Annotated in this window: 20 protein-coding genes; 16 read left to right on the top strand and 4 right to left on the bottom strand. The window is 55.8% G+C overall.

Features of this window, described 5'->3' with window-relative positions:
* Positions 1-52 precede the first annotated feature (52 nt).
* The 7 genes from HFN16_RS11160 (at position 53) to HFN16_RS11130 (ending at position 9,017) form a co-directional block, all read left to right on the top strand.
* Positions 53-2,080 (top strand): FG-GAP-like repeat-containing protein, encoded by a 2,028-nt coding sequence (locus HFN16_RS11160; protein WP_168890826.1) that lies wholly within the window; start codon positions 53-55, stop codon positions 2,078-2,080.
* 124 nt (positions 2,081-2,204) lie between these two features.
* Positions 2,205-4,124, top strand: a complete 1,920-nt coding sequence (locus tag HFN16_RS11155; RefSeq protein ID WP_168890825.1) for an FG-GAP-like repeat-containing protein — start codon at positions 2,205-2,207, stop codon at positions 4,122-4,124.
* A gap of 179 nt (positions 4,125-4,303) precedes the next feature.
* Positions 4,304-4,897, top strand: a complete 594-nt coding sequence (locus tag HFN16_RS11150; RefSeq protein WP_168890824.1) for a TetR/AcrR family transcriptional regulator — start codon at positions 4,304-4,306, stop codon at positions 4,895-4,897.
* A 48-nt stretch (positions 4,898-4,945) separates the two neighbouring features.
* Entirely contained in the window at positions 4,946-5,947 is a 1,002-nt protein-coding gene (locus HFN16_RS11145) for a TRAP transporter substrate-binding protein (RefSeq protein WP_168890823.1), read from the top strand.
* 104 nt (positions 5,948-6,051) lie between these two features.
* A complete protein-coding gene (locus HFN16_RS11140; protein WP_168890822.1) occupies positions 6,052-7,050 on the top strand; it encodes a TRAP transporter substrate-binding protein in 999 nt (332 codons plus the stop codon).
* Between the two features lie 202 nt (positions 7,051-7,252).
* The gene (locus HFN16_RS11135; protein ID WP_247648316.1) at positions 7,253-7,702 is read left to right on the top strand and encodes a TRAP transporter small permease; all 450 of its coding nucleotides are present in this window, start codon (positions 7,253-7,255) and stop codon (positions 7,700-7,702) included.
* Position 7,703: 1 nt separating this feature from the next.
* Positions 7,704-9,017, top strand: coding sequence for a TRAP transporter large permease (locus HFN16_RS11130; RefSeq protein WP_168890820.1), 1,314 nt, complete (start codon positions 7,704-7,706; stop codon positions 9,015-9,017).
* An 80-nt stretch (positions 9,018-9,097) separates the two neighbouring features.
* Here HFN16_RS11130 and HFN16_RS11125 read toward each other — a convergent pair whose 3' ends face one another.
* Complete coding sequence (locus HFN16_RS11125) at positions 9,098-9,718, bottom strand: LysE family translocator (protein WP_168890819.1); 621 nt, start codon at positions 9,716-9,718, stop codon at positions 9,098-9,100.
* Between the two features lie 21 nt (positions 9,719-9,739).
* A complete protein-coding gene (locus HFN16_RS11120; protein ID WP_168890818.1) occupies positions 9,740-10,519 on the bottom strand; it encodes an A24 family peptidase in 780 nt (259 codons plus the stop codon).
* Between the two features lie 136 nt (positions 10,520-10,655).
* Between HFN16_RS11120 and HFN16_RS11115 the strand changes: the two genes are divergently transcribed.
* Together HFN16_RS11115 and HFN16_RS11110 are read left to right on the top strand one after the other, a co-directional pair.
* Positions 10,656-11,945, top strand: a complete 1,290-nt coding sequence (locus HFN16_RS11115; RefSeq protein WP_168890817.1) for a phenylacetate--CoA ligase — start codon at positions 10,656-10,658, stop codon at positions 11,943-11,945.
* Positions 11,946-12,180: 235 nt separating this feature from the next.
* Positions 12,181-13,722: a sialidase family protein gene (locus HFN16_RS11110; RefSeq protein ID WP_168890816.1), complete on the top strand. Its 1,542-nt coding sequence runs from the start codon at positions 12,181-12,183 to the stop codon at positions 13,720-13,722.
* A gap of 3 nt (positions 13,723-13,725) precedes the next feature.
* Here HFN16_RS11110 and HFN16_RS11105 read toward each other — a convergent pair whose 3' ends face one another.
* On the bottom strand, positions 13,726-14,571 hold the full coding sequence (locus HFN16_RS11105) for a hypothetical protein (RefSeq protein ID WP_247648315.1): 846 nt from the start codon (positions 14,569-14,571) through the stop codon (positions 13,726-13,728).
* 89 nt (positions 14,572-14,660) lie between these two features.
* Positions 14,661-15,104 (bottom strand): hypothetical protein, encoded by a 444-nt coding sequence (locus tag HFN16_RS11100; RefSeq protein WP_168890815.1) that lies wholly within the window; start codon positions 15,102-15,104, stop codon positions 14,661-14,663.
* Between the two features lie 140 nt (positions 15,105-15,244).
* Between HFN16_RS11100 and HFN16_RS11095 the strand changes: the two genes are divergently transcribed.
* The 7 genes from HFN16_RS11095 to HFN16_RS11065 all read left to right on the top strand — a co-directional run bounded on the left by HFN16_RS11095 (position 15,245) and on the right by HFN16_RS11065 (position 21,241).
* Positions 15,245-15,544: a hypothetical protein gene (locus HFN16_RS11095; RefSeq protein ID WP_168890814.1), complete on the top strand. Its 300-nt coding sequence runs from the start codon at positions 15,245-15,247 to the stop codon at positions 15,542-15,544.
* Between the two features lie 231 nt (positions 15,545-15,775).
* Positions 15,776-16,039 carry an RNA-binding protein gene (locus HFN16_RS11090; RefSeq protein WP_168890813.1) on the top strand — a complete coding sequence of 88 codons (264 nt, stop codon included), beginning with the start codon at positions 15,776-15,778 and terminating at the stop codon, positions 16,037-16,039.
* A gap of 94 nt (positions 16,040-16,133) precedes the next feature.
* Entirely contained in the window at positions 16,134-16,352 is a 219-nt protein-coding gene (gene infA / locus HFN16_RS11085; protein ID WP_013513878.1) for a translation initiation factor IF-1, read from the top strand.
* Between the two features lie 325 nt (positions 16,353-16,677).
* The gene (locus HFN16_RS11080) at positions 16,678-18,345 is read left to right on the top strand and encodes a DEAD/DEAH box helicase (protein ID WP_168890812.1); all 1,668 of its coding nucleotides are present in this window, start codon (positions 16,678-16,680) and stop codon (positions 18,343-18,345) included.
* 179 nt (positions 18,346-18,524) lie between these two features.
* A complete protein-coding gene (locus HFN16_RS11075) occupies positions 18,525-18,875 on the top strand; it encodes a DUF3088 family protein (protein ID WP_168890811.1) in 351 nt (116 codons plus the stop codon).
* A 4-nt stretch (positions 18,876-18,879) separates the two neighbouring features.
* Positions 18,880-20,181 carry a radical SAM/SPASM family putative metalloenzyme maturase gene (locus tag HFN16_RS11070; protein ID WP_168890810.1) on the top strand — a complete coding sequence of 434 codons (1,302 nt, stop codon included), beginning with the start codon at positions 18,880-18,882 and terminating at the stop codon, positions 20,179-20,181.
* A gap of 139 nt (positions 20,182-20,320) precedes the next feature.
* On the top strand, positions 20,321-21,241 hold the full coding sequence (locus HFN16_RS11065; protein ID WP_168890809.1) for a YceI family protein: 921 nt from the start codon (positions 20,321-20,323) through the stop codon (positions 21,239-21,241).
* The last annotated feature ends 20 nt before the right edge of the window (positions 21,242-21,261 follow it).

Below are 21,261 nucleotides of genomic sequence, written 5' to 3'. Positions count from 1 at the left end.
AGTGCCCGGCAGTGTCAAACCTTGAGGAAGATCATCTGATATAGGGAAACCGATGGCGGACAAATTTTTACCAGAAAATATCACCGTTTCCGAATCTGTAGATCGCGCGGAACACCATGACGAAGCCATGGGGCAACCGTTGTTTGTTTCGCCGACGGTCAGTGAGAATCAACCCGTCACCTTTGAAGACAAGGACGGAGACGGCGACCTCGATATTCGGGTAACCCCAACACACGGTCCTTCATATTGGGTCGAAAACACATTTGGTGTCGATGCGCACGGCGTATTTACCAACTCAGTGTTCAAGCACATCCTCCCCACGGCCATGGGCGTGGGAGACATCGATGGCGACGGTACAAACGATGTGGTTATCGGCCACCGTTCCGGCGCAAAGTACTTTCTCAACAATGGCGACTGGGCCATGCACACCGTGGGCGCGATCATGTCCAGCCCCAGCACAATCGTGGTGGCCGATGTCAATGAGGACGGCGACGCCGACATCCTGATTCAGGATGAACGCGGCCTGACCCTCTACCAGAACGTGGATGGCAGTTTCGGCGCCATCACCATGTCATGGCCCGACCTCGACTCCGTCCCCTCCATTGGCGTGGGCAATCTGGATCTGACCAACGCGTCCATGGAAATCATGACCATCAACCGCGACACGGGAAAACTCGGCGTCATCTCCCACACAGGAGAATCATGGACCGCTGTCAACTGGCTCAGTTCGATCACCGGCAACACCGTGACCGTAAACGATCTGAATCAGGATGGCGTCAATGACATCCAGATTCTTGATCAGGACGGCAATCAGGTGGTCCTCAGTGGTTCGGACAGCGGCAGCTTTGTCATCCAGAACCAAGGCACCACGGTAATGGATGACGGCAACGAGACCAAAACGTATTCCCTCTTCGGCGATACTTCCCTGATTCCGAGCACCAGCGTTCCCGAATCTTCGTCCTCGGTTTCCGAAGCCGCTGCCAAAGCCGCCACCGACGACACCACCTCGAAAACCGACGTAGATTCCTCAGACGATTCGTACGACTCGGACAACACAAGTCCTGAGACAGCAGATACTCATTCGGCAACTGATGAAAAGGCTGATACAGCCGCAGACGCCGAAGCCGCCGAGGAAGCTCCGCAAGAGGATATGCCTGCAGCAGACGACGAGTACGAAGCTGAGATGGATGATTATACTCCGGCCCAGAAAGGCATGATTCCTTCGCCAATGTTTGACCGCGGACCAGACCACACCGTTCATGAATTAATGACGGCGGATTCACTCCACTTTGATGCAGAACAGATTGAAGAAGAACGTCCAGATGTCCCTTCTAATGCGTTTTTCTTCACCACCTCAGACTGGTCTGACGACATCAACGCCCGTTTCTTTAATTTCGACATCTCCCTGAAGACTCTTGGAGGTGATGATTATGTGGTCACGGGCAATGGCGATGATTTCATTTTATCAGGCACCGGCAGTGATCTTGTCTATGCAGGTGGCGGTAATGACACCGTGGCTGGTGGACGCAGCCGAGACATCCTTTTCGGCGAAAATGGTGATGACTCCATCTATGGCGACAAAGGTGACGACGTCCTTTACGGTGGCAATGGAGACGACTACGCTTCTGGAGGGAATGGCTGCGATATTCTTTTCGGCAATAGCGGCAACGACACCCTCTCCGGCAATGACGGAATCGACTATCTGTTCGGCGGAGAAGGAAACGACGTCATTTACGGCGGAGATGGGGCAGACACCCTCATGGGCAACGAAGGGCACGACACCTTCTATTATTCTGCAGTCAGCACTGATGTAGACTATATCGCCGACTTCTCCATAGATGACTGCTTTGCTTTTGCCTTTGGCGAAGACGCCTCATTGGTCATTACGGATGAAGAATACACCGGCTCCATTGAAGGTGTTGAAGGCGAGGTGTTTGTCTGGGAAGACAGCGGGTTTGCTTCCGGCATTCTCCACTACGACGAGGACGCCTCCACCACCGGCAATGAATGGGTCATCGCCGAAGTCGAGACAACGGAAGAAGACGGTGTAATTACGCCGGACGCCTTTATCATCGTTTAGCCGCAAGGGCTACGAGACAAATATTAAGAATTGTAAAACCTACCTCAGGTCCGTTGAACTTCCTTGAGTCCGGCTTTATGGTGTTTACATAAGACTAACACCAGAACCGCCAAGGCAAGTAACTATGTCTCAGGAGTTGTTGTTCAGTAATCTGGACACCACTGTCGCACAAAAGAGCGCCACGGATTCCCCGTTTGGCCCGCAAAACTCCATTCCTGAAATCTCCGCAGAGGAGAACAGGTCGGAATCATCGGTCACGTTCGAAGACATGGACAATGACGGTGATCTGGATATCGTTGTCAGCCCCAACAATGGGCAGGCGGATTACTGGCTACGCAACGACCTTGGTCAGAGTGCTGAAAAAGCCTTCACCTCCAGCGTATTCAAAGGCATCACTCCAACCACTGTGGCTTTTGGCGACCTGGACAACGACGGCAATCAGGACATGGTCATCGGCCATACGTATGGCGCAAAGATCTTCCACAACAACGCCGAGGGGGAGATCAAAACCGTCTCCACCCTGCTCGACACCCCCCGCACCATATTTCTTGAGGATGTGAATCAGGACGGTCAGACCGACATCGTGATCCGCGACAGCCGCTCACTGGTCGTCATCCAAGGCGCGCTCGGCACCTTCGGCACCACGGTCATGGCATGGCCCAACCTCGGCGACAGCGCCCTGCTCGCCATCGGCAACTTCGATCTGACCAACGCCACTCTCGAGATCATCACGCTGGACGCCAACACCGGCTACATCGGCATGGTCACCAGTCAAGACCACTCCTGGCAGGCGCTCCAGACCATTAGCGAAGTGTCCGTCTCCACCTTCATCATCGCAGACCTGAATTTCGACGGCTACGACGACATCTACATGGAAGATGAGAACGGCAATATCGTCTGGCTGGAAGGCGACGGCACCGGCAACCTTGTCTACCACGACAGCGACAGCTTCATGGTGGCCGACACCGGCGACGACTACATCATCGAGTACACCGATTCCGATGATGCCATCATCATCTCCGAAGGCTCCGACGAAGACCTGGTGGATGACGTCTCCGACGATGCGCTGGTGGACGACGCTCTGATCGCTGATGTGGAGTACATCGAGTTGACGCTGGAAGAGATCGAATCCACGCTGGACGAACTGGGCTTCACCTCGGATGTCACCAACGCCGACCCCATGGAAGTATCCGACACCCCGCCCCCGGAAGATGAGACACTCGACTACTCTGATTCCGATGAAGGTGTTCACGTGGAGCTGCCGCACCATCCCCCACCCAGTCCGTTTGGTCCAGATCCGGAAATGATCGATCACCTTATCGGCTCGGACTTTGCTGACGAACTGCATGGCAACGAAATGGCCAACGAACTTTTCGGCCGCGATGGCAGTGACAAGCTCTTTGGCGAAGATGGCCACGACAAGCTCTTCGGTGGCAACGGCATGGACTTGCTCTTCGGTGGCAACGGCAATGACTTCTTGGCTGGACAGGAAGGCAACGACCTGCTCTTTGGCGACAACGGTAACGACACACTGTTCGGCGGTCATGGCAGGGACATCCTCTTCGGGCACCTCGGCAACGACATTCTCCACGGCGGAGAAGGCGACGATTTTCTCTCCGGCGGCGACGGTGATGATTTTCTCTACGGCGGCATGGGGCGCGACAGTCTGGTTGGCGACCAGGGCCGTGATATCTTCCATTTCAAATCTGCAATGGAAGGCGGCGACGAGATTCGCGGCTTTGAGAAAGATGGAGACCTGCTGACCTTTGAATTCGGTTCCCGCATCTTGCATGGCGTGAAAGGTCCATACAGTGGCGTCCTTGCCGACACCGAAGGCGAGGCCTTCGTGGTGGAGCGCACTGGCCAGTTCACCTGCAAGCTATACTACGACGCAGACACATCCGTGGCTGGCGATGAACAACTTCTGGCCGACATCGAATTCATCCACCCCCACGAGGACCCCAACGCACCAGATGCCTCCTTGGACTTCGCTGGTGACGACGACGGTCCCACTTTGGACATAGACGACATCGCCATCGTCTAGCCCTCGCGGCACACTCTCTTCCCTCTAATTTCCTTCCTCTTGCTTGACACTCCAATACCCGCGTGCTAGCGGTTGCTTTCACAAAATGACTATCGGTCACTTTTTGACTAGGAGTCATTTTGTGTCCAAGAGTCACTTTGTGACTGTTTATCGAAAGCAACCGCTCAAGGGCACATAACATGGCGAAACGACAACAGGAAAAATCACTTCAAACCATGAACGAATTGATGGCGTCCGCCGTTCATCTCTTCGGTTCACAGGGGTTTGCCCAAACATCCGTGGCTGAAATCACGGATCACGCAGGTTACGCCAAGGGCAGCTTTTACCGCCACTGGAACAGTAAGGATGAGCTCTTTCTCGCCATCGTACGCTCCAAGCTGAAAGGCTACCGCTCCACCCGAGATGGCAGGATGGCCAAGGCCGCCAATCTCGAAGAGACCATGAACGTGATCTGGGACTTTCTCGCCACCATCGTGGAAGACAAGAACTGGTCCTCCATCCTGCTGGAGTTCACGGTCTACTCCGCCTCCAACGAAGGTCTCCGCCAGCACATGAACCAGTCGGTATACCGCCTCTCCAATGAGGTCTTTGCCGACATGGTGCGTGAACATGTTGAGACCGACTATCCGCCCGAAAAGATTGGCGCGCTCAATACCGCGCTGTTCGAGGGCTACCTCATACACGCGGCCCTCGGCACCGAGATCCTCTCCTTTGAGGATGTCAGGGAAAACGCCATAGCCATGGCGCTTAAAAACGGCACAAAACAGGGATAAACCGGCAGGATGAGACTGCCGCAACCATATCACTCCAGGGGATTACCCATGAAAAAGATCACCGCTCTCATCGTCACACTCCTCGTTCTCACCGGCATGACCTCCATGGCCTTTGCCGAAACCGTGACCCTCAGCTACTCCAACTTTTTCCCGCCCACCCACATTCAGTCCAAGCTGGCTGACGAGTGGTGCAAAGAAGTCGAGGCCCGCACAGGCGGCAAGGTGAAAATCAATTACTACCCCGGCGGCACCCTGACCAAGGCCAAACAGACCTACGACGGCGTGACCGAAGGCATCTCCGACATCGGCATGTCCGCACTGGCCTACTCCCGTGGCCGTTTCCCGGTCATGGCTGCCGTGGACCTGCCCATGGGCTACACCTCTGGCGCACAGGCAACCATGGTCGCCAACGCCGTATTCGATGAATTCAAGCCGCGTGAACTGCGCGACGTACACCCCTTGTTCTTCCACGCCCACGGTCCGGGCCTGCTCTTCACCACTGAAAAGCCCGTCACCACTCTGGAAGAACTCAAGGGACAGAAAATCCGCGCCACCGGCAACTCTGCCAAGCTGGTCAAGGCTCTGGGCGGCACTCCGGTGGCTCAGTCCATGTCCACCTGTTACCAGTCCCTGCAAAAGGGCGTTGTTGACGGCTCCATGCACCCGGTCGAATCCAACAAGGGTTGGAAACTGGCCGAGGTCGTCAAGTTCGGCACCGAGTCCTTCCCGGTTGCCTACACCACCACCTTCTTCGTGGTCATGAACAAGGACAAGTGGAACGAACTGGACGCCGACACCCAGAAGATCATCACCCAGCTCAACAAGGAATTTGCCGTGAAACACGGTCAGGCATGGGATGAATCCGATGCCGCAGGCAAGGCGTTCTTCATGGAAAAGGGCGGCAAGTTTGTCTCCCTGTCCCAGGACGAAGCGGCCCGCTGGGTCGAAGCAGCTCTGCCGGTCATGGAAGACTACAAAAAGGAAGTAGCCAAGAAGAAGGTCGACGGCGGCAAAGTCGTGGACTTCATTCTGGACACCATGACCCAGTAAGTGAACATACCGCCCGCGTGCATCGAGCACGCGGGCGGGTTCAACATACAAGGGGGGAGTAAGAGAGGCTCCTCCTCGGACAATTTTGCCCTCTGGAGAGAGAGATGAGAAAATTTCTGGCAACTTTCATTGCATTGGCGGTGCTCTGCGCGGCATTGCCCACACTGGCCCAAGCTGAAGTCAAGCTGACCTACTCCAATTTCTTCCCCCCCGCGAACCATCAGTCCCAACTGGCCGAACAGTGGTGCAAGGAAGTTGAAAAGCGTACAGGCGGCAAGGTGGTGGTCGAATACTACCCCGGCGGCACCCTGACTAAAGCCAAACAGTGCTATGACGGTGTTGTTGAAGGCATGTCCGACGTCGGCATGTCCTGCCTCGCATACTCCCGTGGCCGCTTCCCGGTCATGGCCGCAGTCGACCTTCCCCTCGGCTACAAGAGCGCTGCTCAGGCAACCACGGCCGCCAATGCCGTATACGAAAAGTTCCAGCCCAAGGAACTCTCCGACACCGAAGTAATGTATTTCAACGGCCACGGTCCCGGCCTGCTCTTTACCGTGGACAAATCCATCGCCACCCTCGACGACTTGAAAGGCGAGAAAATCCGCGCCACCGGCAACTCCGCCAAGCTGGTCAAAGCACTGGGCGGCACCCCGGTTGCCAAACCCATGCCTGAAAACTACCAGCTCCTGCAAAAGGGCGTGGTGGACGGCTCCATGCACCCGATCGAGTCCAACAAGTCTTTCAAGCTCGGTGAAGTTTGCAAGTTCGGCACCGACTCCTTTGACGTGGCCTACACCACTGTCTTCTTCGTCGTCATGAACAAGGACAAGTGGGATTCCATCGATCCCGAGTCCCAGAAGATCATCAGTGAAATCAACAAGGAATGGGCCGCCAAGCACGCTGCTGCCTGGGATGCTGCCGATGCAGCCGGTCGCCAGTTCTTTCTTGATCAGGGCGGCCAGATCGTTCAGCTGACTGCTGAAGAGTCCGCCAAGTGGGTGACCGCAGCCCAGCCGGTTCTGAATGACTACGTAGACGAAGCCAACAAGAAGGGCCTCGACGGCAAAGCCATTCTGGAATTCACCCAATCCACCTTGAAATAGAACACCCCTACCTTTTGCGGGGCGGGCTAGCGTGGCCCGCCCTGCCTTATTTTCTCAGGGAACAGCCTAACTCAACTTTCAACCCCGCGAAGCGCATAAAACTATGAAGCCATCGGCGAGGGGTCGCCGGAGGCACCGCAAAGCGGACGTACAAGGGAAAACAATGGAGAGACAGTCAGTGCTCAACCGCATGGAGGGGTTCATGCGAAAAATCGCCGCCATATGCCTGATGGGCATGGCCCTGGTCACCGGGGCAGACGTGTTCATGCGCGGCGTGTTCAATACGCCTATATTCGGCTCTGAGGAGATCGTAGGCATCCTCGGCATTGTAGTGGTTGGCTTCGCCCTGCCTTACACCCACTACCAGAAGAGTCACATCGGCGTGGAAATTTTGGTGCGCAAGTTATCCAAGCGCACGAGACGGGCACTGAAACTGCTGACCGACTCGGCCACCCTGTTTCTGGTGGGCATAATCACATGGCGCATGTTCCTGTATGCCCAGTCCCAGGCTGAATCCGGCGAAGTCTCCATGAACCTCGAACTGCCCGAGTACATGGTCATTTACATCCTTGCGATCGGTTTCCTGGCCTACACGGCCTGCCTTGTGTCGGACATCATCAAATTCTTCAACGACAAAGGAAGCGAGGCATAACATGGACCCGACTATGGCCGGAATCATCGGCATCGTAATCATGGTGTTCCTGTTCATGACCCGCATGCCTGTTGCGTTCGTCATGATGCTGGTAGGGTTTGTCGGCTTCTCGCTGCTCACCTCGTGGAAAGGCGGCCTGAACCTGATGAGCCGCAATATTTACGACGCGTTCGCATCCTACGAACTGTCCACCATCCCCTTGTTCATTCTGATGGGCCAGATCGCCTTTAACAGCGGCATCTCGAAACGGCTCTACAACACGGCGTACCATTTCCTCGGCAATGTCCGTGGCGGCCTTGCCATGGCAACGGTCTCTGCCTGCACCGCCTTTGGCGCGGTCTGCGGCTCCAGCCCGGCCACGGCAGCCACCATGTCCACCGTGGGTATCCCGGAGATGAAGCGCTACGGCTACGCCAACTCACTGGCCGCAGCCTCTGTTGCCTCCGGTGGTGGGCTGGGCATGATTATGCCTCCGTCCGTTGTCCTGATCATTTACGGCGTGCTCACCGAGCAATCCATCGGCGCGCTGTTCGTATCCGGCATCCTGCCCGCCGTGCTGCTGACCGTACTGTTCGTTGTCGGCATTTACCTTCAGTGCAAGGTTAACCCGGCCCTCGGCCCCAAAGGTGAGTCCTTCACCTGGCCTGAGAAGCTCAAATCCCTTGCCAACCTGATCGACACCCTGATCATTTTCGGCTTGGTCATTGGTGGCCTTTTCAAAGGCTGGTTCACCCCCACCGAGGCTGCGTCCATTGGTGTGCTCGGCGTACTGGCACTCGCCATCATCAAGCGCCAACTATCGTGGCAGGCGTTTGTCAATTCGCTCTACGAGACCCTGCGCACCTCCTGTATGGTGCTGGTGCTGATCGCGGGCGCGGTAGTGTTCGGCAAATTCCTCGCCGTGACACGCATTCCGTTCGACATAGCCCAGTGGGTATCCGCATTCGACATGCCGCCCTTTGCCATCATGGCAGCCATCATCGCCATCTACTTCATTGGTGGCTGCTTCATGGACTCCCTTGCCCTGATCATGCTGACCATCCCGGTCTTTTTCCCGGTGGTCACCAACATGGGCTACGACCCCATCTGGTTCGGCATCATCATCGTGCTGGTCACCGAAATGGGCGTCATCACCCCACCAGTGGGCATCAACGTCTACGTGGTCTACGGCATGTGCCAAAAGATCGCGCCAGACGTGACGCTGGAGGAAGTCTTCAAGGGCATCGTCCCGTTCATGCTGTCCATCATCGTCGGTATCGCCCTGCTGTTCTGGTTCCCCCAGATCATCCTGTTCTTGCCGGGATTGATGTATTAACTCCGGCACTGGTTGAGAGAGAAAAGAAAAGGCCGTCCCAATTGGGGCGGCCTTATTTCTTTCGTATGCTTACTAAAAATTTACTCATCACAAACCAACGCTACACCGAATCCGACAAAGGCGGCTCCGGTCAGCTTGTTGAAATAGCCCATGGCTTTCCGACTCGACAACATGGGCGATACCATTGAGGCCAGCAAGGCGTAGCTGGACAGGACGATGGTCGACACACCTTCAATGGTCAGGATCAGGGTGAGAAATTGGGGGACATACGCCCTTGAGGGATCAATAAACTGGGGAAACAGGGCTGTGAAAAAGGCGATAGCCTTGGGATTGCTGAGGCCCACACCGAAGCCCTCTTTGAAGAGAGCAAGAAAGCTGCGACGTTCTTGCTTTGCAACGACACTCTGCCCCACTGCTACGGCCGGGGCGCGCCAGGCCATAATTCCCAGATACACCAGATAGAGGCAGCCCAGAATCTTCATGGCAGAGAAAAGCATGGCCGAAGACATGAGCACCGCGCCCAGTCCAGCGGCGGAGATGGTTGCCAGAATAACCATGGCGGAAAAATTGCCGAGGATATTCGCTATGGTAGACCGGTAGCCGTACTTGAGGCTGTTTTTGATAGTCAGGATGACAGCCGGGCCGGGGATGGCGGTGATGGAAAAAGCCAGCACCAGATAGAGGGCGTAATCATTAATCATGATTTCAAATCTCTTGGCCCGCTACATTCCCAGCCATTTCCGCAGTTCCTCGCCGTACAGCACATACAGCAGACAGCCGAGGCTCAGAAACGGACCGAAGGGAATTCGCATCTTCCCCTCCTGCATACCGGGACGAAAGACGAAAAACGCGAAGCCCACCACAGAAGTCAGGGAAGCGATGAGAATGGTAAGCGGCAACCCTTTGAAGCCCACCATGGCGCCGATCATCAGCATCAATTTCACATCACCGGTACCGAGACCTTCATCGCGGCGCACGAGACGATACGCCTGTTGCAGTACCCAGAAAAATGTGCCGCCCACGGCTGCGCCGAGAAGTCCGTTCTTCCAGCCGGGCAGATCCAACACGAACAGAGCTGCCACGGCCAGAGCCGCCCCACCGAGGGTAACCCGGTTGGGCAGGAGCATGGTCTCGAAGTCAATGAAACTGCCGACAATGAGGATGATGCCGAGCACCAGATACACGCCCCACTCCGGGGACAGGCCGAATTGATGAGCAACAGCCAGCGACCATGCCATGCATGAGAGTTCCACCAGCATGTATTGCGGTCCGATGCGCTCATCGCAATGGCGGCAACGCCCGCGAAGCAACAGATAGCTAAGGACCGGAACCGTATCTCGCCACGCCAGCGGCTTGCTGCACGCCGGGCAGGCCGAACCCCACGGCTTGAGGATGGGCTTCTCATCGATCCACCGTTGAATGAAAATAGTGGCCAGACCGCCCAGTTCCAGACCGGCTACGGCTGCCATGAGGTAGAAAATCCAGGTGGGTATCATCTCCATGAAAGACCCTTCACACTTGAAGATTTACGGCTTTTGCTGCATGAATAGGCGCGTAGGCCCCTCTCCGTGTCAGAGCTACCGGATTTGACGCAGCGAGACAAGGGGAGGACCGCTGATTTCACACAAGGAGAGAGAGATGAGCCACCGTTTTATTCCTGACCTGACAGAAGGACAGATCGCCGACAAACAATTGGCGGGCCTCAAGTGGACCGCCCGGCACGTATATGACAACAGCCCCTTCTACCGTTCCCGCATGATGGCACAGGACGTGGCTCCCGAGGACATTCGCACCCTCGATGACATCCAGAAGCTTCCCTTTACTACTGCCGACGACCTCAAGGACGGCTACCCCATGCCGCTCCTGTCCGTGCCCGAGAGCGACGTGGTTCGCATCCACGGTTCCAGCGGCACCACGGGCAAGCGCAAAATTTTAGCCTACACCCAAAACGACATCGACACATGGAAGGACATGTTCGCCCGCTGCTACGAGCTGGCAGGGCTGACCGTCGATGATCGCGTTCAGATCTGCGTTGGCTACGGTCTCTGGACCGCTGGTGCAGGATTCCAGCTGGGCTGCGAGCGTTTCGGCGCCATGGCATTGCCCGTAGGCCCCGGTCTGCTGGAGATTCAGCTTCAGATGCTCACCGACCTCAAATCCACCTGTCTCTGTTCCACCGCCTCCATGGCGCTGCTCATGGGTGAAGAGGTGCAGAAGCAGGGGCTGGCCGACAAGATCGCCCTCAAGCGCGCCATTTTCGGCGCCGAGACTCATACGCCCAAGATGCGCCGCCAGTTCGAGGAAGCCCTCGGTCTGGAGCACAGTTTCGACATCATCGGCATGACCGAGCTCTACGGCCCCGGCACCGGCCTTGAGTGCGAGGCTCACGACGGCATTCACTTCTGGTCTGATATTTACATTCTCGAAATCCTTGATCCCAAGACGCTCAAGCCCGTAGCGCCCGGCGAAGTCGGCGAAATGGTCGTGACCACGCTCAGCAAGGAAGCCTCTCCGCTGGTCCGTTACCGCACCCGCGATCTGACCCGTCTGATCCCCGGCGAATGTGCCTGTGGCGTAAAAATGCCGCGCATCGACAAGATCATGGGCCGTTCCGACGACATGTTCATTTTCCGCGGCGTGAACATTTATCCCGGCCAAATCGGTTCCGTGCTCGAAGGGTTCCCGGATCTTTCCGCCGAGTATCAGATTTCTCTCAATCGCCGCGACGGGCTCGATCACATGTCTGTCAGTGTCGAGTGCACGCCCGGAGCATCCCACGAGGAGTGCACCAATCTCACCAACGCTGTTGCAAACGAGATCAGAAAGCACATTCTCGTACGCAGTGAAGTCAAGATTCTCGGCCCCGGTGAGTTGCCGCGCAGTTTCGCCAAGACCAAACGAGTACACGACGAACGCGCCGACGACTAAGGCAATAGAGGATGCCGCTTCGCGGCGATGTCAGGTGATTTCGCCTCCGGCGGCCAAAGGGCTATAACCCTTTGGAATCCCATTCTGCGGCTTTGCCGCAAAGAGTTGTCCGCGCCAAAGGCGCATAAGCGGGATGCAAGGGCGCGAGTCCTTGCCCGCCGGAGGCGAAGTCATCTGACAATGGAGCCGAAGGCGACTTCCCTACCTGATTTCAATTCTCCAATAGGGAGCAGCCATGCCTTCCATCAGTAACGTTGCGGACCGCCATATTGTTATTGATAAGCGTGACGACCAGTACATCTGCTTTCCGGATGTCGTCCGCGCCGATGACGGCCGCTTGGTCGTGGCCTACAATGAGGCGGATAAGCACGTCACACCAGGCAGACGCACCCTGCTTGTACGGCAAAGCTTCGACAATGGTCGAACTTGGGATGATATCGTTCGTCTGGGTGATGACTGGAGCCACTGCCCGCGCCTGATCAAACTGACGAACGGCGACCTGCTCCTTTCTGACAGCTACCGACGCTTTCATATCAGCCGGGACAGCGGCGACACATGGGAGGTCATGCAGGCCAATGGGCTGGAGCATGACATGATCGATCGCGTCACGGATCTGGGCGAGGACGTGTTCCTCACCACGGGGCATCTGCACCGCGGCACGGCGGAGCAACCGGCCATTCGACAAGCTCCCACCGAACAAATGGCCTACCGCTCAGACAACGGCGGCAAAGACTGGCTAGCTCTCGGCGCCATTGGTCGCGAACGCAATCTGGTGCTGTGTGAAGCCTCCATGACTCGCTTGGCCGATGGACGCATAGCCGCGCTGATGCGGGAAAACAGCTTTGTGTATGAGCCCATGTATCTCTGCCTGAGCGAAGACGAGGGCGACACATGGTCCGACCCCATCCCGACTCCGCTCATAGGACACCGTCCGACCATGGGACTTGTTCCCGATGGACGATTGCTCGTCACCTATCGCAACGTTGGCCCGGATATGGGTACCAGCGCATGGCTCGGCACGCTGGATAAACTCTGCTCCGGCTTCAAGGTTCATGGACGTCACGCAGATCCTGCCAATCCTGTCTTGACCAAAGACGGACTGCGCGTCAGCAACACCAGCGGTGATTGCAGCGTAGTGCGCTACGTGCTGCGCCCCATGACCGATCCCCGCTCGGCCAAGGCGGTGTTGGAAGCCGAAGTGCGCGTGGATGAAGCCGATGCAAACGCCTGCGCCCTGCGACTGGGTGTTTGGTGGCGCATCACCCCGAACAGCATCGAACCGGACGTGGATGATGCACAACCTATCCCAATCGAGCAGGGACAATTTCACACCATTCGGCTGGAATACGCAGCAGGCCGTGTCACTTTGAATGTTGATGGCGATGAACGGGCTTCCATCGTGGTGGACGACGACCATGCCGATACACGCCCGATTCTGTTCGGTGCGCCCTATCCTTTCGAGGACAATGCCGTGGATTGCACTTGGCGACGGGTCAGCCTTTCCATTGAGGAGCCACGCCTGCAACGGCGATACGATTGGAAATGGACGCCGGAAATGGGACTGCCCGATCAGTGGGTGCTGGACAATATCCTTGAGTTGCGCAATGCCCGGTATACCTCACCGCCGGACTTCGGATACTCCGGCTGGACCATGCTGGATGACGAGAACGTCTTCTGCACCTACCACCACATTGATGGGGACGACGAAGAGTACGACCCGCTATTCACGTCACATGTGGCAGGCTCCTTCTTCTCGCTGGATGATTTCGGAAAATAGAGACTAGAATTCGAGCTTGATTCGCTTGGATTCTGGCGCGTCATTTCTGCTGCGCTTTTTCAGACCCCGAGCAATGGCTGCGCGGCCTTCCTGCTCTTTGCGACGCATCTCTTTTTCAAAGGCGATATCCTTGTCCACGGAACGAAGGAACAATTGCGCCTCATTCATCTTCGGATTGATATCAATGGCACGCCTGAGATGCTTTCGACATTCCTTGATCAGGTCCTTGGAATAGAAGGCCCGGGCGATGTTGAAGTGCAGATTCTCGTCTTCATCGTTCACTTCAAGCGCCTTGGAATAGAAGCGGATGGCGTCGTCGTAGAGCTCTTTCTTGCGAAGGTTGATGCCGAACTCGTTGAACTTGTGGCGCTGCTCTTCACGGAACACCTCATCGATGTTCATGAGCTTGTCGAGCACACTGCGCAGTTTGGTGAACTGCTGCTGCTCGGCATAGACCTCACTCAGGCCCATATTGCTGTCCACGTTATCGTCCTGAAGAAGAACGGCATCGCAGAACTCCTGCTCAGCTCGCTCCAGTTGCCCCATGTTGAAATAACGACGCCCCATACGCACTTTCTTACGCAAGTTATCCAGACAGGGCATGGTATTTTCCTGATAGTAGGCGAGCTCCGGAGTGTAGTACTGGAGAAAGTCTTCGTGTGAGACAAGGCGGGATACGCCCGAGGGAACATGATGGGCGTTGAGTGGACGCACTTCAAACATGTCATCGCTGCGCTTGCGCACAAACCAGAAGGTGCCGTGGCGATAGCGCGACCCGCGCTCGCCCACCTTGTATTCATATTTGGTGCTGTGGGAGTAGACTCCCATGACTTCGTATTCTTCGCTCACCCTATGTCCCCCAACGGATTTGCCGTGGGAGCCACCCTATACGTTCGCCCAATGATTTTCAAGAAACGAAAATTGGACAGAGGCGAATGTCACGATTTCTGTGAAATACGATAGATTAACGTATATTGACGCAGATTGTTGCCGGTCCCCATATCGAACCAACTGTCACAAGTGAGTTCCTCGAGCATGTCATAAGCTATGAACAATCCCATGGCTTCGAAGCTGGTGCGGCGGATTTTCAACTCAGGGTTCGCACACAAGGCCCGGTCCCATTCGCCGGCCGGGCCGCAGTGTTCCATGATGACCTTCACCTCGCCATCGCCACGATACATCTCGATACGAATCTCCTTCCACACCTCCACTGAACGGATATTCGTCGCAAGATAGCTGAATACCCCCTCTATGCAGACCTGAAGACGCAGGGAGTCCTGCTCCGAGATATCCGCAGATTGGCAATAGGCATTCACGCCGCTGTTGACGATGGCTACGTCCAGCTTTCGAGGCGGCACCTGCCAGGTGATGATCTTTCTCATGAGTTTATCTCGGCAAATCAGAAGGTTTAGGACGATTTCTGTTTATCTCAAATCATTGGGCCCTGCAATGAAACTGCTCTCCTTGGCCTGCGACCTGTTATGGTGCATACTTTTGCCAGTATCAAACAAGCGAGGATTCCATGGAACGAACCGAAATTGAACGCATCTTTGAATCTTTTTTTGAAAAGTACAAAAAAACTGAAGGAGACCGCACATCATGGTCCGCAGTCTGGACTCACATGACGGATAAGGGTGTCCTTGACCTGAACATGACCAAGTGTCCACGCGGCACAACCTTCAAAATATTCAAGGATAAAAAAAAGATAGCACAAGTCATTGGCTGGGACGCCTATTTCGAAACCATGGAAAAATTTCAGGCGGAACACCCCGGCCTGTATGACCCAGACCAGATTTTTTCCGATATTGAGTTCTCTTTATAGGAACTTATCTCGATTTTTTGAAATTTTTCTCTTGACTCTCTTCTATAGGATTTGTAAGGGCCTTTAATATGTTAAAAGGTATCGTTCACGGGAACGGTCCCAAACATCTGACTGTTGGTGGGCAAATAGTAGTTTGGTTCGAGGCTTTTGCATCTAATCTCATCTCTTTGTTTCACCGGGCGAGAAATCGCCGACTACTCATTTTCTTAACTGTTTTGGAGATTTGAAGTAATGGCCAAGAACATCTATGTGGGCAACCTGCCCTGGAGTTCCACGGAAGAGGACGTACGCGCAGCATTCGAATCCTACGGCGAAGTTTACTCCGTCAAGCTTATCAATGACCGCGAGACTGGTCGTCCCCGTGGCTTCGGCTTCGTGGAAATGGAAGACAACGGCGCCCTGGAAGCGATTGAAAACCTGAACGGCTCCGATTTCGGCGGTCGCAACATCAAGGTCAACGAAGCCCGTCCCCGCCCTGAGCGGCCGCGCTGGTAAACCTTGACGACACTCGCCAAGTAAGGCACTTTGAGCCCGCCCTTTCCAGAGGGCGGGCTTTTCCAGTCGTATACATAAAGAGGATTTTTAATTTATGGCAAAAGAAGAAGGTATCACTGTACAGGGCACCGTTGAAGAAGCGCTGCCCAACGCCATGTTCCGCGTGGAACTCGAAAATGGCCACTCCGTACTCGCTCATATTTCCGGCAAGATGCGCAAGTTCCGTATCCGCGTCATGCCCGGCGACACTGTCACCGTCGAACTGTCTCCGTACGATCTGACTCGCGGTCGCATCACCTTCCGTCCTCGCTAGAGCTCGGAATGACGGCTTGAGATAGCGGCGCAACCGCTGTTTTGCCGGGAACAAATCCATCGAATACATGGCATGCCATCTGAGGATGAATTTGTTCCCATAGCCTTATGGCTGCACCATTCTCCCAAGCCTTCATAGCGGAAGAAGAGGGGAAAGCCTTAATTGCGGCTTTTCCCTTTTTCATTGACTGCTCGGTTCAAACACACTAGCTCCTTCCTTCCCCAAGATCGTTATAAATATTCCGCACTCATGTGCGGACGCTACGGTTTGTGCTATTGTCCACGGGCTGGACGAGCATCAACACATTATTACAAAGAGATTTTTCATGACCACTTTCCAGGAACTCGGCCTGTCCGAGGAAACACTGGCAGCCCTCGAATCCAAAGGATTCACCGCCCCTACTCCCATTCAGGAGCTGACCATTCCAAAGCTCATGGGCGGCAACATCGACATCGTGGGCCAGGCCCAGACCGGCACCGGCAAGACCGCTGCTTTTGGCCTGCCCATCATCGAGTGCCTTGAGGAACAAGGAGGCCGTGTTCAGGCCCTGATCCTTGCTCCTACCCGCGAACTCGCCATTCAGGTGGCTGACGAGATCAACTCCCTCAAAGGCAGAAAGCGCATTCGCGTCCTGCCCGTTTACGGCGGTCAGGCCATCCACATGCAGATCAAGGCCCTCAAGCGCGGCGTTGACGTCGTAGTAGGCACCCCGGGCCGCATCATGGACCACATGGAGCGCGGCACCCTGCGTCTGGACCGCCTCGATTTCTTCGTCCTCGATGAAGCGGACGAGATGTGCAACATGGGCTTTGTGGACGATGTCCGCGAAATTCTGTCCTCGGCAAACACCGACCGCCGCACCCTCATGTTCTCCGCCACCATGCCTCGCGAAGTCATGCGCATCGCCAAAGAGTTCATGGGCGACTACCAGACCGTCAAGGTGAAGACCGAAAAACACGACTCTCCGCTCATCCGTCACATTTTCCACGAGATGGCAGACTCTGACCGCTTTGAAGCATTGTGCCGCGTCATTGATGCCCAGCCCGAATTTTACGGCCTGGTCTTCACCCGCACTCGCGCCGATGCCGACAGAGTGGCCGAGCGCCTCAACGAGCGAGGCTACCCGGCAGAGCCCATTCACGGCGACCTGTCCCAGCCCCGCCGCGAAGACATCCTGAACCGCTTCAAGAAGCGTCGCGCCACCATTCTTGTGGCAACAGACGTTGCTGCCCGCGGCATCGACGTTTCTGACCTGACCCACGTGGTAAACTTTGCCCTGCCGCAGGATCCGGCCACCTTCGTGCACCGCACCGGCCGAACCGGTCGCGCAGGCAAGGAAGGCACCGCCATCACCCTGATCGCACCCGGCGAGTTCCGTCGTCTGATGTACATCACCAAGTCTTCGGGCATCGAGATCACCAAGGAAAAGCTGCCTCGTATTCAGGACGTTATCTACTCCAAGAAGACTCGCCTCACTTCCCGCCTTGAAAGCCTGATGGAAGAAGAGACTCACGACGCCTACAAGACCATGGCTCGTGACCTCATCGAGGAGAAAGATCCGGTAGAAGTCATCGGCGCCCTGCTCAAGCACACCTTCGGTGATGAGCTTGTGGAGTCCAGCTACCGAGAGATCGACGCTGTCTCCCAGCAAACACGCGGTCGCGCGGACCTCGTCTGCGCCCTTGGTCGCTCCCACGGCATGCACCCCAAGGCATTTGTGGAATTCGTATCCCAGTCTGCCAATATCAAGGCATGGTCCATCCAGCATGTGCGCGTAATGACCAACAAGACCGTCTTCACCGTGCCTGCCGCTGAAGCAGAGCGTGTCATCGATCGCGTCAAATCCCGTGACGGGAAGTCACTTGTGACCCGCGATCAGTTCAAGAAGAAGCCGCCCTATCGCCGCGATTTCAAGAAATCCGGTGGCCCCCGCTACGGCAAGCCCGGCGGAAAGCGTCCCTTCAAAAAGAACTTCAAGCCCAGAAACGACTAGGCTTACATAAAAGAATGCAAAGCGGCGTACATCCAAAGATGTGCGCCGCTTTTTTTTTGTAATGATTTGACGCAGGTCAATGATTTCACCTCCGGGTTGCTCCATATTGGGCCTCGACGGCACTTGCAATCCGGGTCGATATAAGTATCCTCGCGCCATCCAATCACACGGGGGTTCCCATGAGTAAAGACATTCTGTTCCTGTTACAGGGCGATTTCATGCGCGGCCTTGAAGGCCCATTCTATTGCCCGGATTGCATAGCACTGGAAGGGCTGCTCGCCTATTTCCCGCGACTGCGCGACGAACTCGACGTGGTCCATTTGCAATTTGAAAGGCCACGCCCCGCCATCGTTGAAGTGCTGGGCGAAGATCATCAGGACAGCCCGTCGCTGGTTCTGGCTGATCCAGCCAAGGCCAAAGAATGGGACCTGCCGGTAAAAGAGGCCAACGGCAGACATTTCATGGACGATGAAAAGTCCATCCTCATGTACCTGAGCCTTGCGTACGGAGTTAGCCGTTCGCCTCGATAAATCAATGACAGAACAACGCCCCTATCCATCCAAGCTCTACGTGGAGACCACCACACGCTGCAACCTGCGGTGCTCCATGTGTGTGAAGCAGGCTGAAGGCGCATGCATCCCAGAGGGAGACATGCCTATGGAAGTCTTCCATGCCCTCAAGCCCGCATTTCCGCATCTGGACGGACTCATTCTCAACGGCATTGGCGAACCGCTACTGACCAAGGACCTTGTGGATATGGTGGCCGTGGCTCGTAAATCCATGCCGAGGGAAGCCACCATCAGCTTCCAAACCAACGGACTGCTCATGACCAAGCGCAAGGCCATGGAGCTGGTCCATGCCGGGCTGGATACGATCTGCTTGTCCGTGGACATGGTGGGCGATGACGGTGTTTTTCATGGCGATGAAGAGGTGGACCGTATTGTCCACGCCTTCGCTCATCTGCGCGAAGCCGCTAAATCCGTAGGGAGGAAGCTGCGTATCGGCGTGGAATTCGTACTCATGCGCGACACAGCCGAGTCTCTGCCCCACTCCATTGAATGGGCCGCAGATCAGGGCGCGTCCTTTGTACTGGTAACCCACATGCTGCCCTATGGCGAAGCCTCTGCAGATCAGGAGCTGTTCAACCCCAACACCGAACAATCCATGGCAGAGTTTGCCCGCTGGCAGACCGAGGCTGAGGAATTGGGCCTCGACATCGCCGGGTACTTCGGCAAGGCGTGGAAGATCAACCGCTCTGCTGAGGATGAACGAGTGGTCAGGTTCATCACCGAGCGAAAACGAGACGCCCTTGCCCGCAATATCCCCATCCACACTTCCAGCCTCCTCAAGTGGTCGACACCGGAGAAGCTGGCCGAACAGCAATGGCTGGCCTCCATCCTCGAGCAAGCCCAAGCTGTGGCTGATGCCTGTGGCATGGAAGTTACCCTGCCACCAGTCACCGCCACCCATGAACGCCACTGCGATTTCGTGGAAAAGGGTGTAGCCCATATCACCACTGACGGCGACGTGCGTCCCTGCTATTTCCTGTGGCACGAATATTCCTGCTTCATGGACGGCGGCGCCAAGCAGGTCACACCCAAGACCTTTGGCAACGTGCTCCAGAACGACATCCTCGATATTTGGCAGAGCGCACCGTACGCTGCATTCCGTCACGATGTGCTGGACTATGCCTACCCATACTGCTCCAACTGCTCAGTGGTTCCGTGTTCTGATGTCACCGGTATCATGGGTGAATTTGAACACGATTGCCACGGCACCAGCGTTCCGTGCGGCCACTGTGTGTGGTGCATGGGCGGGGTCCGCTGCCTGGTTTAAATCCTTTCCTTTACTACTTTCCACGAAAGTAATCGCTTTAATGGAACTTCGAGTTTCCGTTAAAGCGATTTTTAATGTATGGCTTAGGATAGAGTGGCCTATTGCAATCATTGAGAATGAACCGACTGTGGAGGTGGAGATGAATACGCAACTTGGAGATCGTTTGAACGCGAAGGACGTGGTTGCATTTCTCGAACGGGGCGAAGGAGCATTGGTGGACACTCTGACGCCCGAACACTTTGAAGCCAGACACATTCCGGGTGCGCTCAATGCCTGCGTCTACGAAATGACCTTTCTTGAAACCGTGGCAAAGCTTGTGCCGGACAAGGACACCTCGATAATGCTGTATGGAGCCGGCACCAACTCTCGGGACAGCATCACTGCCGCCGACAAGCTGGCCCGCGCAGGCTACTCGGATGTCTCCGTCTTTACCGGAGGCCTGGAAGAGTGGCGCGAGAAAGGACACCCGCTTGGTGGGTTGGCAGCCGATCAGGCGGACCCACCCCACCCTCAGTTGGAACTCGAGAGCCGCACTTATTCGTTGGTCAACGATGAATCCATCATCAAGTGGACCGGCCGCAACAACAACGGCGGACACCACGGCACTCTCAGCCTGTCCGAAGGAGAGCTGGATGCTGAAGGCGATCCGGTCGGTTCCTTTGTCATCGACATGACCTCCATCCGCAACATTGACCTAGAGGGCGACGAGTTGCATCCGGTTCTGGAAGCGCATTTGAACTCGGACGATTTCTTTTTCACCACCATGTTCCCGGAAGCCCGCTTCGAGACCACTCAAATCCGCATCGTGGAAGACGGCCACTCCACTCGTCCCAATGCCATGATTCAGGGGTACCTCTCTGTGCGCGGCGTTTCCAATGAGATCGCTTTCCCGGCCCACATCCGCAATCTCGAGGACGCCCGCATCTCCATCTCCGCCAACCTCGACATCGACCGCACCCAATGGGACGTCATCTACGGCTCTTCCCGCTTCTTCCGCCACCTCGGCTACCATGTGGTGTATGACTTTATCTCCCTCGACTTCAGACTGGTGCTTGAATAATACCGACAAGCATAGTCCAA

Source organism: Pseudodesulfovibrio sp. zrk46 (assembly GCF_012516435.1).
In the GTDB taxonomy this organism is placed as follows: Bacteria; Desulfobacterota; Desulfovibrionia; order Desulfovibrionales; family Desulfovibrionaceae; genus Pseudodesulfovibrio.
Note: the sequence above shows the minus strand (reverse complement) of the source record. Positions and strands in the feature narration are given on the sequence as shown.

Bases quoted from the DNA above. Each gene is read 5' to 3' on its own strand.
- HFN16_RS11160 (WP_168890826.1), top strand. From the start codon at position 53: ATGGCGGACAAATTTTTACCAGAAAATATCACCGTTTCCGAATCTGTA.
- HFN16_RS11155 (WP_168890825.1), top strand. From the start codon at position 2,205: ATGTCTCAGGAGTTGTTGTTCAGTAATCTGGACACCACTGTCGCACAA.
- HFN16_RS11150 (WP_168890824.1), top strand. From the start codon at position 4,304: ATGGCGAAACGACAACAGGAAAAATCACTTCAAACCATGAACGAATTG.
- HFN16_RS11145 (WP_168890823.1), top strand. From the start codon at position 4,946: ATGAAAAAGATCACCGCTCTCATCGTCACACTCCTCGTTCTCACCGGC.
- HFN16_RS11140 (WP_168890822.1), top strand. From the start codon at position 6,052: ATGAGAAAATTTCTGGCAACTTTCATTGCATTGGCGGTGCTCTGCGCG.
- HFN16_RS11135 (WP_247648316.1), top strand. From the start codon at position 7,253: ATGCGAAAAATCGCCGCCATATGCCTGATGGGCATGGCCCTGGTCACC.
- HFN16_RS11130 (WP_168890820.1), top strand. From the start codon at position 7,704: ATGGACCCGACTATGGCCGGAATCATCGGCATCGTAATCATGGTGTTC.
- HFN16_RS11125 (WP_168890819.1), bottom strand. From the start codon at position 9,718: ATGATTAATGATTACGCCCTCTATCTGGTGCTGGCTTTTTCCATCACC.
- HFN16_RS11120 (WP_168890818.1), bottom strand. From the start codon at position 10,519: ATGGAGATGATACCCACCTGGATTTTCTACCTCATGGCAGCCGTAGCC.
- HFN16_RS11115 (WP_168890817.1), top strand. From the start codon at position 10,656: ATGAGCCACCGTTTTATTCCTGACCTGACAGAAGGACAGATCGCCGAC.
- HFN16_RS11110 (WP_168890816.1), top strand. From the start codon at position 12,181: ATGCCTTCCATCAGTAACGTTGCGGACCGCCATATTGTTATTGATAAG.
- HFN16_RS11100 (WP_168890815.1), bottom strand. From the start codon at position 15,104: ATGAGAAAGATCATCACCTGGCAGGTGCCGCCTCGAAAGCTGGACGTA.
- HFN16_RS11095 (WP_168890814.1), top strand. From the start codon at position 15,245: ATGGAACGAACCGAAATTGAACGCATCTTTGAATCTTTTTTTGAAAAG.
- HFN16_RS11090 (WP_168890813.1), top strand. From the start codon at position 15,776: ATGGCCAAGAACATCTATGTGGGCAACCTGCCCTGGAGTTCCACGGAA.
- infA (WP_013513878.1), top strand. From the start codon at position 16,134: ATGGCAAAAGAAGAAGGTATCACTGTACAGGGCACCGTTGAAGAAGCG.
- HFN16_RS11080 (WP_168890812.1), top strand. From the start codon at position 16,678: ATGACCACTTTCCAGGAACTCGGCCTGTCCGAGGAAACACTGGCAGCC.
- HFN16_RS11075 (WP_168890811.1), top strand. From the start codon at position 18,525: ATGAGTAAAGACATTCTGTTCCTGTTACAGGGCGATTTCATGCGCGGC.
- HFN16_RS11070 (WP_168890810.1), top strand. From the start codon at position 18,880: ATGACAGAACAACGCCCCTATCCATCCAAGCTCTACGTGGAGACCACC.
- HFN16_RS11065 (WP_168890809.1), top strand. From the start codon at position 20,321: ATGAATACGCAACTTGGAGATCGTTTGAACGCGAAGGACGTGGTTGCA.